This is a genomic window from Paenibacillus sp. FSL H8-0282 (assembly GCF_037963825.1).
In the GTDB taxonomy this organism is placed as follows: Bacteria; Bacillota; Bacilli; order Paenibacillales; family Paenibacillaceae; genus Paenibacillus_AQ; species Paenibacillus_AQ odorifer.
The window spans coordinates 3,284,958-3,303,033 of the sequence record NZ_CP150146.1 but is presented as its reverse complement, the minus strand read 5'-3'; the positions used below and the strand labels follow the sequence as shown (position 1 = coordinate 3,303,033).

Below are 18,076 nucleotides of genomic sequence, written 5' to 3'. Positions count from 1 at the left end.
CAACATCTAAACTTTGTGGGGTATAAACTATAGTTGCTATATATACAGAGTCCTAAAGTTCTTATACCATTAACTTTGTAAGCGATTAACTTTATAGGAGGAAATGACTTGACAAAGCCAGTGCAACCCAATGAACCTCTCGTAACTCATATTTATACTGCGGATCCTTCTGCTCATGTATTTGAAGGCAAGATTTATATTTATCCCTCTCATGACCTGGATCACGATATGATCTCTAATGACAACGGTGACCAATATAATATGGAGGATTACCATGTTCTGTCTATTGATGGAGATGGCTCCCCTTGTATCGACCACGGTGAAGTGCTTCATGTGAAGGATGTCCCATGGGCTAAACAGCAAATGTGGGCTCCGGATGCAGCATACAAAAACAATACCTACTATTTGTTTTTCCCAGCCCGAGACCATGACGATATTTTCCGAATTGGGGTTGCAACCTCAGCGTCACCTTCCGGACCCTTTACACCTGAACCGAACTACATTCCCGGCAGTTATAGCATTGATCCCGCTGTTTTCGTTGATGATAGTGGCAAATCATATATATACTTTGGGGGTCTTTGGGGCGGTCAACTTGAAAAATGGCAAACCGGCTCATTTGTTGCGGATGCAGAGGGACCGGCTGAAACGGCACCTGCTCTAGGACCTATCGTAGCGGAGCTGAACGAGGACATGCTGAGCTTTGAAGGTGCGCCTAGAGAAATATCCATCGTCGATACGAACGGAAATCCGATTCTTGCTGGAGATGAAGAGAGAAGATATTTTGAAGGTCCATGGGTTCATAAATATAACGGTTATTATTATCTTTCTTATTCCACGGGTACTACCCATAATATTGTATACGCTATCAGTAAAGATCCGCTTGGGCCTTTTGTATATCAAGGAAAAATACTTACACCCGTCCTGGGCTGGACAACACACCATTCTATTGTTCAGTTTAAAGAGAAATGGTATTTATTTTATCATGATAGTTCTTTATCTGGTGGTGCTGACAACAAGCGTTCTGTAAAATATACGGAGCTGAAATACAACGATGATGGCACCATTCAAACCATCCATCCTTAGTTTTTATTGAAATGGAGTGCATGCGTAGTGCACAGGAGGGGAAATATCATGCCAATAACACAACAAGGTGCTTTTTATACGGGGAAATATCGCAATTTATTTAAAGAGCTCGGCTTTTCTGAAGATGAAATCAACGCTAAACTCGAAGAAACTTGGAGTGATTTGTTTTACGGAGATCCGAACGTACGAATCTACTATCCGCTGGACGAGGATAAAAGCTATATTCTGGATACAGGTAATCTGGATGTTAGGTCTGAAGGAATGTCCTACGGGATGATGATGGCTGTTCAAATGAATAAAAAAGATGAGTTTGATCGTTTATGGAACTTCTCTAAGACGTTTATGCAGCACAAAGAAGGCCGTTATGCCGATTACTTTGCTTGGCACTGCAAGCCTGACGGTACAAGAATTTCTCAAGGACCCGCACCGGATGGGGAAGAGTTTTTCGCCATGGCTTTGTTTTTTGCCTCAAAACGTTGGGGGAACGGTCCGGCACCTTATAATTATTCCGAGCAGGCTCGAATAATATTGCGTGCTTGTGTACATAAAACTGAAACAGGCGCTGGTGACTCAATGTGGGACGCGGAAACGAAACTGATTAAATTCGTACCGGAATCCACCTTCAGTGATCCATCTTACCATCTCCCCCATTTCTATGATTTGTTCGCTTTGTGGGCTGATGCAGGTGACCACATGTTTTGGCGAGAAGCGGCGGAAGCCAGCCGCTCATATCTACACACTACATGTAATCCTATAACTGGTCTCGCTCCCGAATATGCTAATTTTAACGGCACCCCGGCAGAACCCCAGCCTCATGGTGATTTCAGTCATTTTTTCAGTGATGCTTACCGGGTTGCGGCTAATATCGGTTTGGACTGGGCATGGTTCCAAAAGGACAGCTGGCAGGTCGATCAATGTAACCGGATTCAAGCTTTTTTTAGGAATATCGAAGTTTCCAATTACCGGAGGTATACCATTGAGGGACAGGCATTCGACGAACCGGCGCTGCATCCGGTAGGCCTTTTGGCGACCAACGCTATGGCTTCGCTTGCTTCTGATGGCCCGGAGGCAGAGCATTTTGTCCGTTTGTTTTGGGATACACCTTTGCGAACTGGACAACGTCGTTATTATGATAACTGTCTGTACTTCTTTAGTTTACTGGCCCTAAGTGGAAACTATCGCATTTATTGAAGTAAATCGAACAAAACAATAGGACTCCATTCCTCAAAAAGCCGAGGAATGGAGTCCTATTAATCGTAATAAAGCTTTGCTATTATTTAATAACTACATATTCCAAGTTCACAAGTTTTGCGTAAGCAATAATTTGGTCTGTTGTAAGAGTTAATGAAACAACGGTGTGGTGACCGCCACCATTTTCGATCCAAGCTTTAACTCCGTCTTGGAAGTTTGGTTTAACATTCCAAAGCACACGAGCTACTGGAAGGTTTGGAGCTGGAACAGTTGGTTCAAAAGCAGTCACTTCATTGATCAAAAGTTTGTAATGCGTACCGAAGTCAGCCATGGAAACCACTACACCGTCTCCTGCTTTGCCGTCAAATACTAAACGGGCTGGATCGTCTTTACCACCAATACCTAGTGGAGACACGATGATTTTTGGTTTGTTGCTTGCCAAAGTTGGATCTACTTCAAGCATATGGGATTGAAGAATAGATTCTTGTCCAACTGTCAATTCATAAGTGTAATCTTCCATAAAGCCAGTCGATTGGTTATGGCTCATCACTTTAAGCAAGCGGTCTAGAGCTGCAGTCTTCCAGTCTCCTTCTCCAGCAAAACCATATCCTTGTGCCATCAAACGTTGAACAGCAAGTCCTGGAAGTTGTTTCATTCCATGTAAATCTTCGAAGTTTGAGGTGAAGGCATTGTAGCCACCTTGATCAAGGAAACGTTTGATAGCAATTTCATAGCTTGCTTGAACTCTTACGCTAGCTTCCCAAGCTTCTTTGCTGTTAGTGCCATAGTCGAATTCATACAGCTCTGCATATTCAGCAAACAAACCATCGATTTCCTCTTCTTTAACTTCATTAATGACTTGAACCAGGTCACCAATACCAAAGTAGTCAACCGTCCAGCCAAATTGAATTTGGGCTTCAACTTTATCTCCTTCAGTTACACCAACGTTACGCATGTTGTCACCAAAACGAGCAACTTTGATATTGAAGCTTTCGTTATAAGCAACGGCTACGTCCATCCATTCTGCAATTTGCTTTTGAACTTCAGGGCGTTCCCAATAGCCTACAACCACTTTGTTTTGTTTGTTCAAACGGGCGTTAATAAAACCATATTCACGGTCACCATGAGCTGCTTGGTTCAAGTTCATGAAGTCCATATCAATTGTTGCCCATGGAATACTTTCATTATATTGCGTAGCTAGATGAAGCAAAGGTTTTTGCAGCATTTTTGTTCCGCGGATCCACATTTTTGCAGGTGAGAAAGTATGCATCCAAGTGATGACACCGGCAACTTCGTCACGGTAGTTAACTTCTTTCATAATGTTGGTGATTTTATCTGCGCTGACAGCCAAATCCTGCAATACTAGTGGGTAAGGCAAAACTCCGCTTTTATTCAAAGCATCTGTCATCGTTTGTGCGTGCGCTTTAACTTCAGCCAATGCTTCTTCCCCATAAAGATGTTGCGAACCTACGACAAACCAAAATTCTTTTGCTACTGCTGTTGACATATTCATCCTCTTTTCATCATTTTGTAGTTTGATTATTTTTGACCGTAATAAGCGTCTTTCCCATGTTTGCGCAAGTAATGTTTATCTAGAATACGTTGTGGCAATTCTTCCGCAAAATGGTTCAACTCTCTAGCAAATAAATTCATTTTCGATACTTCATCCAACACTACGCTGTTCATTACAGCGGATTTTGCATTTTTCCCCCAAGTAAAGGGTCCGTGGCCTTTAAGCAAAACACCGGGAACCGCCATAATATCTATCCCGCGTTGTTCAAAGGTTTCGATGATTACATTACCTGTTTCCGCTTCGTAACCCCGATCGATTTCCTCTTGCGTCAAGAAACGCGCACAAGGAATGGAGCCATAGAATGTATCAGCGTGCGTAGTTCCCATTACAGGAACGTCAAGTCCTGCTTGTGCCCAGATAGTCGCCCAAGTGGAATGTGTATGCACGATTCCGCCAATTTCGGAGTAATGTTTATAAAGTACTGCGTGAGTAGGGGTATCGGAGGAAGGTCTCATCTCCCCTTCAACCACATTGCCATCCAGATCAACAACTACCATATCGCTGGCTTTCATTGTTTCATAATCTACACCACTAGGTTTGATTACGAATAATCCACTTTCGCGATCAATTGCACTCACATTTCCCCATGTATACTTGATTAGTCCATGTTTCGGCAATTCCAGATTGGCTTGAAAAACCTCTTCTTTAAGTTGTTCTAACATCTTGGTCCCTCCATTTTCAGACTAAATTATCAACAGCGGATTGCTCAATCGCCAGACCTTTTTTATAACGTTCGATAAAGGTTTCAAAACCTTTAATGTCGGTTGCATCGGGATGAATTTCTTCTCCCTTTACATCTTTGAACACTTTTTGATCGAGGAAGTCTTCCAAGCTTTCTTCCTGATTTTTGTTCATCATGTAGGAGGCAAGAATAGCCATTCCCCATGCGCCGCCTTCTCCAGCTGTCGACATTACGGAAACAGGAACATTCAGTGAAGCTGCCATCATTCTTTGGCCAACAACCGGAGTCTTAAATATACCGCCGTGTCCTAAAATACTATCTATGGCTACATTCTCTTCTTTCGTTAAAATGTCCATTCCAATTTTCAAAGCACCAAAGGCGCTGAACAAATGTGTACGCATAAAGTTAGCCAGATTAAATTTGCTCTCAGGCGAACGTACAAATAACGGACGACCTTCTTCTAACCCCGTAATGTTCTCACCCGAGAAATAACCGTAACTGAGCAATCCACCGGCATCTGGGTCTGCTTCCAAAGCTTTATTCAGCAGTACGCTGTACAATTTGTCAGCTTCGACCTTTTGCCCCATCGCTTCATAGAATTCACGGAATAATCCGAGCCAGGCATTAAGGTCACTTGAACAGTTATTAGCATGAACCATACCTACTGGACTTCCGTCTGGCGTAGTCACCATATCGATTTCCGGATAAACCTTGGAAAGCTCTTTTTCCAATACGATCATGGCAAAAACAGAGGTTCCTACGGAGACATTCCCGGTACGTTTTCTTACACTATTGGTAGCAACCATACCGGTTCCTGCATCCCCTTCTGGAGGACTAAGCGGAATCCCAGCTTGTAATTGCAATGATGGATCCAGAATTTTGGCTCCTGCTTCGGTTAATAGACCTGCTTGCTCACCGGCAACATACACCTTAGGAAGAAGGTCGCTGGTCTTCAGCGAATAACCTTTGCCAGCAATAAGCTCGTCAAACTGTTGTATCATAGATTCATTATAATTTCCTATGGATTCATCAATCGGGAACATACCTGAAGCATCTCCAACACCAAGTGCTTTGTTGCCGGTCAATAACCAATGAATGTATCCTGCTAACGTTGTAACAAACCGAATCTGCGGCACATGTTCTTCTTTGTTTAAGATCGCCTGATAAAGATGAGCAATACTCCAACGTTCAGGAATATTGAATTTAAATACATCTGTCAGTTCTTTGGCTGCCTTACCCGTTGTTGCATTACGCCAAGTCCGGAACGGAACGAGCAATTGATCCTGTTCGTCAAAAGCCATATATCCATGCATCATTGCAGAAAACCCGATTGAACCAACGGTTTGGAGGGTGATTCCGTAATTTTGTTGAACTTCTTGCTTCATCTCACGATAAGCATCTTGTAGACCTTTGATAATATCTTCTAGGCTGTACGTCCAAAAGCCGTCTTTCAACTGATTTTCCCATTCATAACTTCCAGAAGCGATCGTTTGAAAACTATGATCAATAAGTACTGCTTTAATACGCGTGGATCCAAATTCAATCCCTAGCGAAGTTTCTCCCTTATTGATTGCTTCTTCGATGATTAATCGATTCGATATCACGTTGGTCACCTCTCTGACAGCGCTTTTTTAATATAAAAGAATTCGCTTTCTTAATTGACAGCTTTAGTATAAATTTTTGTACGTACATTTGTCAATAAAATAGTTATATATACATACAAATATGGAGAAGATAATAATTTAACTCCGGACTTAGTTTGTTTATGATGATCTAAAGGTACGAAATATTTACATTTTTCATAAAAAAAGAGCCCCTTTATATTTAATTCGTAGTCATGCTATAATTTGTACATACAACTTAACGAAATGTACGAATTATAAAGCGAACAAGTATGGAAAGAGGAATTACATGAAACCAAAGTATCAAGTGATTATAGAGGATATAAAAAGCAAGATCCTTTCAGGAGATTACAATGTAGGCGAACAAATTCCTACGGAGTCTGCCTTGCAGTCCTTGTACGAGGTTAGCAGACAGACTGTTAGAAAAGCCATTTTAGAGCTATCCAACGAAGGATTCCTCCGCAGCGAAAAAGGTTCTGGCACGTATGTCAGCAACCAATATCGCACAAAGACCGGCGGGAGTTCCCATAAGAAGACGATCGGTGTAATTACGACCTATATCTCTGACTATATCTTCCCTTCTATTATCCGGGGGATTGAAAGCCGAATGAATGAGGATAACTATTCACTACTATTGGCTAGTACCAATAACGATGTTGCGCAAGAAAAAAAAGCTCTCGAAATGATGTTGTCCTACGGCGTAGATGGTTTAATTATTGAACCTACGAAAAGTAATCTGTATAATCCCAATATTGCGTATTATCTGTCGTTTAAGGAGCAAGATATTCCACTCATTATGATTAATGCTTTTTATGAGGAAATAGAGCTCCCCTTCCTTTGTCTTGACGATGTGCAGTCCAGTTATCTGGCAACAAAAGAATTGATCTCCAAAGGCCACTCTCAAATTGGACTTATCGCAAAAATGGATGATTTACAGGGCAAATATCGAATGAAGGGCTATATCAAAGCTCTCGAAGAAGCTAAATTACGGTTTTATCCAGAGCAAATATTTTCGTTCAACACCGAGACCAAACAAACCTTAGCTACGAACTTGAAGGATTTCCTAAATAAAAATAGAGATACCCTCTCTGCGATTGTCTGCTACAACGACGAGGTTGGTCTGGAAGTGGTCAATGCTTGCAGACAGCTAGACATTTCTATACCAGAGGAATTATCAATTATTGGCCAGGACAACTCCTATATTGCCCAAAATGCAAACATCAAACTGACCACTTTAACACATCCCCAAGAAACTATGGGCCGTGATGCAGCGGATTGGGTCATTAAAAAATTACAAGGAAAAAAGGATCTTCCCAACAATACTTATTATCAACCTGTGTTAATTGAAGGAGAAACAGTAGTCGAGAGATAGAATAAATTCTGAGGGATTTTGCGTTTATCTTCATATGTAAATGTAATAACCCACCAGTCGTGACTGGTGGGTTATTTGCAACTGTTATCTCCGTATTCTTTAAAGGTTCGATTCGTGTTTTGAAGTCATCAGTACAGAAGAAGCAAACTGTTTCACAAGCTTGCCGGGATTGATCCCGTATTTCTCCCGAAACACCTCCGAGAAGTGACTTGAGTTGGAATAACCCACAGCACAGGATGTCTCATTAACGTTCAAATCACCTTGCTGCAATAGGTGTAGAGCCTTCTCCAGCCTTATATCCCGCAAATAGCCGAATACAGTTGTTCCGAACATTTCTTTAAAGCCAGATTTTAATTTGTTATCATTCATGCCAATCAATCGGGAGAGCTCCAACAGGCTTGGCGGATCTATCATCCGTTGCATCATGATGTCCCGCGCTTCACTAATTTTTGTCATGTCGCTTTTCGACAGCTTTGTTGTCCCAGAAGTACCTTCTGTTAGAATCGATTGAAAGCCCAACGACAAAAGCTCTAATGTACTACATTCGATCTCCAGATTTTTGGTGCTGCGGTTTTGAAGAGCTGCCAGCATTCGCTCAAGCACGATAGCAGTAGACGGCTGCATCGTTTCCTGAAAAACACGAAAAGATGCTTGGCCAAGAATGCGGTCAAAATCAGCGGATCTCCCACCCCCGCCTTCTTCCATGAAGTGATGGAAAGTCGAAACAGGAATACCTATGCCTAACATCAGATAAGATTCATTCCCCTGAAACTCAAATTGAGAGCCAACTTCATTCATGAGTTGTAGCGTACAGCTTCCCGGAACAAACTCATACTGGACACCATCAACAGAGACTTCTCTTTTCCCTTGCAAACAATAATTAAGCTCAACCATTGCTGTTTTGGTTACGAGAGGCACGCTGTAATCCTGGCGAAAGGTAAAATCGGATACCACCACATTGATATCAAAGCGTGGGACGAATCGACGAACGAACCCTTCTCCCCTTTGCGAATGTAGTGCCATGTGCTCTGTACGATCTCTATTCTGCCGCGGCAGCTCAAGCCCATCGAAAAAAAGATTGAAATTGTGATGAAAATCTATTCCAGTCATTGCTACCGCTCTCCGATCAAGTTTTTATAATAGTGAGAACCATTCTCATTATTATAAAGGATCCTCTCTTTTTTGACCCGCTTGAATATGGTGTTATCTGGATACGCCATCTAGGAAACACTAACATTTCTTTTACTTAATTTCTTAAATACCGAGTATTCCTTATTGGACTTAATAAAACTTAATATCTTTTCGGCACATTCTATTGAATTCATCTCTTCCGTATTTACTTCGAGGTCATATTCATCAAAGCAATATACTTTGCTAAACTGTGAAGCTGCTAGTCCAATCTTTCTATCTCCTCTTGTTTGCTCTCTTCTTATGAGTTCTTCTTTCGAGCATATTACACCTATAAATAACGTAGGCTGATCGAAAAATTGCTCAAGAAACACATTAAACCTCTTATCATTGTCGATTACGGTATCTACTATTACATTAAAACCCATTTCTATTAACAATTTAATTGTCGAGCGGTACACTGAGAATATGGAATCATCTAATATTTGGGAAACGACTTGATGATCTATTTCTCTTGTAGGTTCATCTGGAAATTTATTATTAATAAAATCATTGTAATTATTAAAAAAATCATCAATTGATAAATGATAAAAAGGAATCTCTTTCTGTTTTATCAGTTCAGTCGATATGGAGGTCTTTCCGGAACTTGAAGTTCCATTTAGAAAAACTAATATCCCTTGCTTCAATTTAATCATCCCTTTAAATAATAATCATTGCAACTCAGAGAATATTCGAGAAAAGATTAAATTATCCTTTACTGTTTGATATGTTCCTTGATTTGTTCGGATATTTGCTCCAACAATGCTTCTTTTCCTAAAGCAAAGAAAGCCTCATTATAATTTTGTCTGCTTGTCATGCGATATATATTATTCGATTTTGCAGCTTTCAGATTACTCCAGACCTTGCTTTGGTCAAGAACATTCTGGTCATTATCGGATAATAAAATGATATGGTCTGGATTAAAGGTAGACAGTGCTTCTAGACTTGTCACTTTCCCTCCCCATGGATCTGGCTCCGGTGTACCTGGCGCGAGGGGTAATCCTAGATCATTAAAAATCATATCCGCAATACCTGTGCGGGAATAGATGCGTATTTCTTTCTCTGTAGCTTCGATTATCGCAAACGTCTCTTCCTTGGTTATCTCAGTGATTTGATCATGTAGTAGTATAGCACGTTGATCATAGGCCTTCAGCCACGTTTCCATTTCCGCTTTCTTATCAAGCACCTCCGCAACAAATGCAAATCGCTCTCTAAAAGCGTTAAAGCCATAAGGCACCCTCACTGTTGGAGCAATCATATTTAGTTGATCATAGATTTTTTCTTGGGTAGGTCCTGCCAGTATCAAATCAGGGCTTGCTGCAATGATCGCTTCTAAGTTGACTTCCGTCTGAAACCATCCAGCGGGAGTTACATCAGGCAGTTCTTTTTTGAGAATAGGAGTGATTTCTAATGAATTAGCCATATCTGTATTCCCAGTAATAACAGGTTTATATCCAAGCACCAGAAGTTCTTCCGTTGAGCCGGATACATCGGCAATTCTAACCGGGTTCACCGGTATTACAATATCCCCTTTAGCATCCTTGAGGGTACGTGTTTCGGTCGAATTAGTAGCGACGGGTTCTGAATTTACCGCAGGTTGAGAATTTTCTACCTTAGCCTCCTGACCTGAATTCCCACACCCGTACAGCATCACCATCATGATTAAGGCGATTCCCACAAAAGAGATCTGTTTTAAACTGAACATTTTTCCAACCCTCTCCAATCTACTGATAATCATTCTCACTTCTAGCAAGTCCGATCATACACTCTGCTGATAGGACAGAACTACCGGCAGAGGGATTGAATAACGGTTTGGCGGATATTTATTTAATTTTTATCGTTTTTTAATTACTTCTGAAGGATTAATTCCATACTGCTTCCGAAAAGCTTCGGCAAAATGACTAAAGTTGTTGTAACCTACCATCGTCGCTGTTTGGCTGACACTAATCTCCCCGGTACTTATGATTTCCCATGCTTTTTCTAAACGTTTGTTCCGTAAATATGCAAATACAGTTGTTCCGTACTCTTCCTTAAATCCAACTTTTAATTTGTATTCGTTAATGCCTGCCAGCTTGGACAATTCGATTAGCGAAGGTGGGTTTGCCATGTGGTCAAGGATGATATCCCTGGCTTTCCGAATGTTTTCTCGGTCACTACGTGATAAATGCAAACTGCGTTTAGTATGTTTCTGCTCAAAAAGAAATGCGTCAAAATATACAGATAGGAGTTCTAATGCCTTCCCCTCTACGTACAACCGGCGCATGGAGGTATGATATGGACAGTCTCTCAATTGCACCAATAATCGGGTGGTTTCTGGAAGAATAGGCATACGGAACATTCGAAAAGCACGTGAATCTAACAGCCCGGATAAGCTGCGAGCATGTGAAGAGCTTTGATCCGCCATCCATGAATCGAATAGTGTAACCGGCACACCTATGGACAATAAACGGATAGGTTCAGCACTCCGATAGTGAAATTCCGCTTGGAAATCCTGCATGAACTGCAATGAACAACTATCGGGCATTAACTCATGGCTGGTATCTGTTACATGAACTTCCCCGCTTCCCTGCAGACAAAAGCTTAACTCAATCATCGCCGCTTCGGATTGAACCCGAACTAGGCGATCATCAGCAAAACGGTAATCACTATCAACAATTTCGATCCCGGAGGGTGTGATCACTCTATCGACGTATCCTTGTGTACTGGATTGTGCAAAATGTTTCCTCTCTGTAGTGCCCCTCATAGACGGAGCCTCAAACAAAGCATCGAAATACCCGTTATAGATGTTATGAATAGATGAACTTGTCATTCTGTTATACACTCAGCAGGTAAGCTGCACTCCGTAATCCCAATATTATGTTTTATCATGAGCAGATCACCTTTTCTCTTCTATTAAATGATAACGATTATCATTTAGATCATTATATGCGAGATATTAGATAACCTGCAATGCACAGTTTTTAAGGATCTCTTATCTCCGCCTTCTCAGTAAAGCGGTAGCACTTCTTGTGTCAGACCTGAAAAGAGGTCGCTGGTTTGATCAAAAAAGGTATCAGGCAAATAATAATAAGCATCACCCATAGACACCACCTTTAATTCGGGAATGATATACATGGCGATATAAGTCCCGTCTTTGAGGTTGAACTGTAATTGATATGATTTTCCTTGGGATTGCGCCGCTGCAAGAGCTTCATATTCCTTAATGCTTAGCTCTGTTTTTTTTGCGCTGTACAAACCTTCGATAATGGACTCAACAATAGGATGATCAGTGATAGTCTTTTGCACGTCATTCCCCACATGATTCAGAATATAGATATCTTTTGCATGCTCCTTCAGATTAGCCAGATCTAGATACTCCTTCGCGCTCATTGCAGAATCGTCTACCTTCGCCACAATTTCAGCTAGATAATAATATTGCTCATCCTTAACTGCAATACGAAAATGGGATGGGTATGTTGGGATTTCATACAGCTTTCCACCCATAGCGAACGTAGCGGCATAATCTTTTTCCGCATTCTTATCCCCGTCATTCTTTCCGGGCTCTTGGTTGAGATCAAACTCTAATGCACCAAGCGATTTGTCAGGCTCCATACCTGTGAACTTAAACTGAGCGCCATCTGCTACGAATGCATAACGGTATCCATTGTAATTCAGAATTTTGCGAACCCCTGTGGGAGACGAGACTGGTGTCTGCTGTGATATTTGTGGTGAATTAGGCAACGGAGTCTGCGGAAATTTATAAACGGCCACACCTAACACCAATGCAGCACAAGCTGCGAGTGAGCCCCACTTTACATAAGCTTTTTTATTAGTGCGTCTCGCGGAGTTGGCTTTTTCTATCAGATTTTCGTCTATGTAACCGATTGTTTTGAAGAGCTCTTTATTATTCAAAGGAAATAACCCTCTTTCTGAAGATATATTTGGAGTTTTTTGCGTGTTCTGAAAAGAATTGATTTGGTTTTACTTTCACTGATTGAGAAGCGTGCGGCAATATCGGCCAAAGAATCAGAATACCAGTAACGCCTCAAAAAAACATTCCGCTGATCTTCCTTAATGTTGTGTAGAAATTTGCTTATAGATTCGGCTATTTGTGCTTCCTCGTATTGGGTTTCAACGTTGTCTGAAGAGGATAAACAATCGTTTAATTCATTAAGAATCGTATCGAATTTTTTATTCCGTTTTTTAGCCATGTAATAATCGTATTTGTTCAAAGCAATATTTCGTGTGATTCTCCCCAGAAAAGAGGACAGCTTTGCAGGAGACTTCGGCGGTATTGCTTCCCATGCACCAAGAAAGGTATCGTTAACACATTCTTCCGAATCTTCAGCATTAGACAAAATGTTATGAGCGATCCGAGTACAATAATTTCTATATTTTTTCGATGTTTCTTCTACTGCCCTTTCATTACGTGCAAAATACAATTGTATGATTTCACTATCTTCCACTCCATCACTTCCGTTCGATTTGATTAAGCATTCACTTATAAAGTAGGAAAAGAAGTGTTTAGGTTGCATAAAAATATAATTTTCTATAAGCTTCGGCATTCAACGCTGATAATATGACATAAAAATACAAATAACCCCTCATCCTAAGGGATAAGGGGAAGTTATGATATCATCTAATTTTTAATTAATTCTACTTCCTTCATTGGAGCCTTTGTCTTACGGAGCATCATCCAGATCCCCCCCAGACAAAATAAAACACTACATCCCATGCCAAACAACGCGCTGGCGTTTAATGCCTGAGGTGAGCCTTTCATTGTAAGCACAGCCATTTGAGTGACAACAATGGAGACTAAGGCATCAGTAAAGCTAATCATTTTTAATGTTGATATAATGGGATTTTTGAGATGACGGTTAACAATATTTCCATGAATGGCAAAACCAAGTTTTGTAAAAGCGATCAGTGCTACCAGATATACAATGTAACCTTCATAAACCAAAGCGTCTCCGACTAGATAAATCCGCAAGCAGACCAACAGATAAGAAACCCCTAGAAGACAAAGAAAAACACCGCCACGCTTATAAACATAAAGCTCCATGGAATACCTTTGCTGTGCTGAACTGACTTTTTTAGCTAATGTATATTTATGAAGCACCTGTCCTTTGGCTATACACAGGATCAGATAATAAAGTGCATTTGTGATGAACCATCCGGACAATAGATATAACCCAAGAATTAACTTGCCTATACCAATAAAAGCATTGATGACTAGGGAAGCAGCGTTGAACATGGCGGTTCGATCTTGCGGATTTCCGAAGTACCGAACTAAGATTGCCTTAATATATATCATCCTTTCAAGAAAACCTTCATATCTCATTTTATGTTTCTAAGGGGACAATAGTATCATACTTGGCTCAACCCAGCAATAAAGCAAACAAAGTTCTGATTTATGATATATTAGAAAAGGTTGTGCTAATTCAGCAAGAGGAAATAGCAACAGCAATTGTTAATGGAGGCAGGTCGTATATGTATAGAAAATTAACAGCAGCAGAGTTGGATGTTATTTTAAGCTCGATTAATAAGGAACAGCATTTTTTATATTATTCATACCTTACTTTTCGCAGACAAAACACAGTGCATTACGGTCAGTATTCTGACCAGGGCGAGTTGCTTGGAGTATTAGCCTTTTTAAGTGGCCTTCCGTTTAATGCTTTTTCTGTATATCCAGTTCAGCAATCCTTTTGTCTCAGCTCAATGTTGGCGTTCATGAAAGATGAATTACATCTACATAACCATGCGGTAGGTAGCTTTATTATTAACGAACAAGAGCTGCAGGTCTTTGCTTCTCAGCTTGAGTTCTACAGCCCTCCCAAAAAATTGCTTCTTATGAAACATATTCATGAAGATGTTCTACCAACAGCGGACAAGCATGTTATGCACTTAGGACCTGCTCATTTCCAGCGAATTGAAGCAAAGATGAACGAGCTGCAAACCATGGCTTTTTCAAAAGAAGAATTACAGAATCCGTTCTATGGTGTGATGGCACAAGACGAGCTGATTGCTGTAGGAGGATACCATATATATAGTGAGGATTACGTTGAACTAGGAAATATCGGAACAGATGTAGCCTGGAGAAGAAATGGTTATGGAAAAAAAGTCTGTGCAGAGCTAACACGCCAAGGACATGCCATTTCAGCTAACGTATATTTGAATGTTTTTGAGGAGAATGTAGGAGCCATTTCTCTATATCAATCGCTGGGATATGAACTCATTTGCCAACAATACATCGTTGAATTTGTTATTTAAATTAAAAACGTACTGCAGCTAATGCAGTACGTTTTTTTTAAATTTTAGGTGATACGCCAGTTAACCTTGTTTATTTCATTGCTTTTGCCAGCTCTGTGAAAATAACCCCAAGCGCATGAGCACCCGCATCTGGATAACCGATGCTGCGTTCCCCTACTGTACTGGCTCTTCCCATACGGGCAACGATTTCTATAGTATTTTTAGAACCTTGGACAGCTGCTTCCGCTGCTTTATTTGCCGCCACTTTAATATCGTCGCCTTGTTCTGCACTTTGGGTCCAGGCATCTGCGAACGGTACAAGCGCATCAATCAATGTCTTGTCTCCGACGACAGCCCCTCTGCCAAAAGATCTTTCACCCGTATCTTGAATCCCTTTGACAACAGCCTGCATCATATCAGCAAACTCCTGAATGGTCAGCTCTTCCTTCTGCTGAACATTTTTGCTCGCTGCGCGGAAGCCTGATCCCCAGATCGGTCCGGATGCTCCGCCGCAATATTCCATAATGACCATGGAGCAGGCGTCAAGGAACTCACCGATATTAGTGAGATGATGAGCTAAAATATCTTCCCACTCGACTTTCAGCTGTTTAAAGCCCTTAGCTACACTCATCCCGAAATCGCCGTCTCCAGCGTGGGAGTCAAGCTCACAGAACGGAACTTCATTCTCGATAATAACCTGGCTCATTTGATCGAGCAGATAGACGATATTTTGCAAAGTAAACCGATTGTTCTTAATCACCGCTGCAGCAGCATCCGTATTATTCTTAAAGGATACATTGCTGTCTGCTTTCTCTTCTTGGATTACTTCAGTATATTTCACAGGCTCAAAAGGGCCTTTAATCGACAAGGCTGGTGTATCACAAGGCGCAGATAACCATTTCTTCAGTGTCTCATCCAGCTTCATTATCGTCACCGATGCACCTGCCATGTCAATGCTGGTCATGTAGTTACCAACAAACACTTTAAACACTTGCTTATTCTTAGCGGTTAATTCGCGGATGACAGAATTGTTCAGCAAATATAACTCTTGCAGCGGGGTGCCGCCAAAACCATTAATTAATATGGCTACTTCCTCCTGCTTCTGATCATTCATTTGGAAGTTGTCTAGCAAAGAGGTTACCATTCGCTGTGCTAATTCATCTGCGGGTACTATTTTCTCCCTGCGTATTCCAGGTTCTCCATGGATGCCAACCCCGTATTCCATCTCGTTCTCTTCAATATGAAATGTCGGAGTACCTTTGGCAGGCACGGTACAAGAGGTATAGGCGAAGCCTATGCTGCGCACATGATCAATTGCATGTTGCGCCGCTTCTTTCACCTCCGCTAAGGATAATCCAGCTTCTGCTGCTGCTCCGGCTACCTTATGAACAAGCACTGTTCCGGCTACGCCTCTTCTTCCGACTGTATAAAGGCTGTCTTCAACGGCAATGTCGTCGTCTACTTTGACATAATCCACTTCGATACCGTCTTCAGTTGCTAGATGGGCCGCATTTTTAAAGTTCATGATGTCACCGCTATAATTCTTGATAATAAGCAGCGAACCTTTGGTGCTTGCTGTGCGGCGAATCGCTTGATAAACCTGAATTTGGGATGGAGAAGCAAACACATCACCGCATACAGCTGCATCCAGCATCCCGGTTCCTACAAACCCGGCATGAGCCGGCTCATGTCCGCTTCCGCCACCACTGATCAGGGTAACTTTACTTTGATTGATCTCTTTCTTAGAAATCACTTTGAATTTAGGATCGAAATCCAGCTCGGGATGCGCCAAGACAAGCCCGTTACACATTTCCCTAACCAGAGTCTCCGGCTTGTTTATTATTTTTTTCATCTTAAAGCTCCTTACTTGATTTATATTGACGGCCTAATTGATCGGCTGCCATAATTGCTGATGCAACCGCATCCTCCGTAATTGGGAACGGCATCGAATGGATAGATTCCTCAGCAATGCAAGCTTTTTTAGCAACCTCAAGCAGTTCCTCATAGGTTACATGCTCAACACCAATATCCGCTAAGCATACTGGGAGGCCAATCGAAAGACAGAAGTCCAACACTTCTTTTAATTCAGTCCGGTCTGCATTTTCAAGAACCAATTGAGCAATCGTGCTGAAGGCAACCTTTTCACCATGATAATAATGATGAGTTCCTTCCAAAGCAGTTAACCCATTATGAATCGCATGAATCGCTGCCAAACCACCACTTTCAAACCCAAGACCCGATAAAAGAATATTCGTCTCAATTATATTCTCCAAAGCTGGGGTTACGATATTCAGATCGCAAGCTTGCTTCGCCTTGAATCCATTCTCAAGCAATGTCTCATAGCAGAGCTTCGCAAGTCCCAACGCTGTTACTGTTCCTTTAGCTTCACCGCAAACCCCTTCACGAACTCCGCAAGGTAAACCTGCATTCACATTGGAGTAAGAATTTGCAGTAGCTCTTGCTTCAAAATAGGTTGAAAGTGCATCTCCCATACCTGCCACAAGAAATCTTGTAGGTGCATTGGCAATAACTGTGGTATCAATCATGACTACACTCGGGCTTTGCTTGAAATAAGCATAATCATCGAATTCACCTTCCGGAGTATAGAGCACCGCTGAGTGGCTTGTCGGAGCATCAGTTGCTGCTATCGTTGGAACGATAATCAGCGCTTCTCCTTCAGCTACACATTTTGCCGTATCAATCGCCTTACCTCCACCCAAGCCAATCGTACATGCACATTGATGTTCTTTGGCTAGCGCTTGTAATCTGGCGACTTCTTGTCTTGAGCATTCCCCGTGGAAGCCGCTTTCAACAAGAGTTATATTAAATTTCTGTTTAGTTGACTCCAGTTTGTCTTTCACACGTGTTACATCATCTGGATGGGCAATTAACAAAGCAGAATCACCAAATGTTTTTACGAAGTAACCTAAGTTCAATAATTCATTCTCACCTTGTACATATTTCGTCGGACTGATAAATGCTCTTCTCATTTTTCGTTCCTCCTCAGTTGTTTATAGTTATCATTATAGATTGCTCTAATTTAAGAAACATGAAACAATAAAAGCTTATTAAAGCGTTTTCTTATCGTATTTTTTTGTCATAATCGTGAAAAATCGAACTTTCATGTCATTGTGTTGAATTATTCTGTATAATGTTCA

16 protein-coding genes are annotated in these 18,076 nt (G+C 41.3%); 4 read left to right on the top strand and 12 right to left on the bottom strand.

All coding sequences use genetic code 11. The annotated features are described in order from the left end of the window. Positions 1-108 precede the first annotated feature (108 nt). Complete coding sequence (locus NST94_RS14530; protein ID WP_076302076.1) at positions 109-1,083, top strand: glycoside hydrolase family 43 protein; 975 nt, start codon at positions 109-111, stop codon at positions 1,081-1,083. 48 nt (positions 1,084-1,131) lie between these two features. Continuing rightward, positions 1,132-2,274, top strand: a complete 1,143-nt coding sequence (locus NST94_RS14525; protein ID WP_076190363.1) for a glycosyl hydrolase family 8 — start codon at positions 1,132-1,134, stop codon at positions 2,272-2,274. 82 nt (positions 2,275-2,356) lie between these two features. On the opposite strand, the gene araA is transcribed toward NST94_RS14525, so the two are convergent. The 3 genes from araA to NST94_RS14510 are packed head-to-tail and all read right to left on the bottom strand — an operon-like array spanning position 2,357 to position 6,133. Beyond that, complete coding sequence (gene araA / locus NST94_RS14520) at positions 2,357-3,781, bottom strand: L-arabinose isomerase (RefSeq protein WP_038571054.1); 1,425 nt, start codon at positions 3,779-3,781, stop codon at positions 2,357-2,359. A gap of 32 nt (positions 3,782-3,813) precedes the next feature. Then, positions 3,814-4,509 (bottom strand): L-ribulose-5-phosphate 4-epimerase, encoded by a 696-nt coding sequence (locus NST94_RS14515; RefSeq protein WP_036677359.1) that lies wholly within the window; start codon positions 4,507-4,509, stop codon positions 3,814-3,816. 16 nt (positions 4,510-4,525) lie between these two features. Beyond that, positions 4,526-6,133: an FGGY-family carbohydrate kinase gene (locus tag NST94_RS14510; RefSeq protein ID WP_076302075.1), complete on the bottom strand. Its 1,608-nt coding sequence runs from the start codon at positions 6,131-6,133 to the stop codon at positions 4,526-4,528. Between the two features lie 307 nt (positions 6,134-6,440). Between NST94_RS14510 and NST94_RS14505 the strand changes: the two genes are divergently transcribed. Beyond that, entirely contained in the window at positions 6,441-7,523 is a 1,083-nt protein-coding gene (locus NST94_RS14505; RefSeq protein ID WP_076125610.1) for a GntR family transcriptional regulator, read from the top strand. A 99-nt stretch (positions 7,524-7,622) separates the two neighbouring features. Here the strand turns inward: NST94_RS14505 and NST94_RS14500 are convergent, their stop codons facing one another. From NST94_RS14500 to NST94_RS14470, 7 genes are all read right to left on the bottom strand, one after another. Next, positions 7,623-8,633: an AraC family transcriptional regulator gene (locus NST94_RS14500; RefSeq protein ID WP_076184602.1), complete on the bottom strand. Its 1,011-nt coding sequence runs from the start codon at positions 8,631-8,633 to the stop codon at positions 7,623-7,625. Between the two features lie 110 nt (positions 8,634-8,743). Next, complete coding sequence (locus NST94_RS14495) at positions 8,744-9,337, bottom strand: AAA family ATPase (RefSeq protein ID WP_076184601.1); 594 nt, start codon at positions 9,335-9,337, stop codon at positions 8,744-8,746. A 68-nt stretch (positions 9,338-9,405) separates the two neighbouring features. Further along, a complete protein-coding gene (locus NST94_RS14490) occupies positions 9,406-10,395 on the bottom strand; it encodes an ABC transporter substrate-binding protein (RefSeq protein ID WP_076302074.1) in 990 nt (329 codons plus the stop codon). A gap of 129 nt (positions 10,396-10,524) precedes the next feature. Then, positions 10,525-11,499 carry an AraC family transcriptional regulator gene (locus NST94_RS14485; RefSeq protein ID WP_076280634.1) on the bottom strand — a complete coding sequence of 325 codons (975 nt, stop codon included), beginning with the start codon at positions 11,497-11,499 and terminating at the stop codon, positions 10,525-10,527. Positions 11,500-11,675: 176 nt separating this feature from the next. Then, positions 11,676-12,581, bottom strand: a complete 906-nt coding sequence (locus NST94_RS14480) for a hypothetical protein (protein ID WP_248548270.1) — start codon at positions 12,579-12,581, stop codon at positions 11,676-11,678. Next, positions 12,578-13,234 (bottom strand): sigma-70 family RNA polymerase sigma factor, encoded by a 657-nt coding sequence (locus tag NST94_RS14475; protein ID WP_249267686.1) that lies wholly within the window; start codon positions 13,232-13,234, stop codon positions 12,578-12,580. The genes NST94_RS14480 and NST94_RS14475 overlap by 4 nt, the downstream gene beginning before the upstream one ends. A 74-nt stretch (positions 13,235-13,308) precedes the next feature. Beyond that, positions 13,309-14,010: a hypothetical protein gene (locus NST94_RS14470; protein WP_076190366.1), complete on the bottom strand. Its 702-nt coding sequence runs from the start codon at positions 14,008-14,010 to the stop codon at positions 13,309-13,311. 149 nt (positions 14,011-14,159) lie between these two features. Here NST94_RS14470 and NST94_RS14465 point away from each other — a divergent pair, with 149 nt between their 5' ends. Beyond that, positions 14,160-14,939, top strand: coding sequence for a GNAT family N-acetyltransferase (locus tag NST94_RS14465; RefSeq protein WP_076302133.1), 780 nt, complete (start codon positions 14,160-14,162; stop codon positions 14,937-14,939). Positions 14,940-15,009: 70 nt separating this feature from the next. Here the strand turns inward: NST94_RS14465 and dhaK are convergent, their stop codons facing one another. Together dhaK and NST94_RS14455 are read right to left on the bottom strand one after the other, a co-directional pair. Beyond that, positions 15,010-16,770, bottom strand: a complete 1,761-nt coding sequence (dhaK, locus tag NST94_RS14460; protein WP_076302073.1) for a dihydroxyacetone kinase subunit DhaK — start codon at positions 16,768-16,770, stop codon at positions 15,010-15,012. A gap of 1 nt (position 16,771) precedes the next feature. Next, on the bottom strand, positions 16,772-17,908 hold the full coding sequence (locus NST94_RS14455) for a glycerol dehydrogenase (protein WP_076099237.1): 1,137 nt from the start codon (positions 17,906-17,908) through the stop codon (positions 16,772-16,774). Positions 17,909-18,076 lie beyond the last annotated feature (168 nt).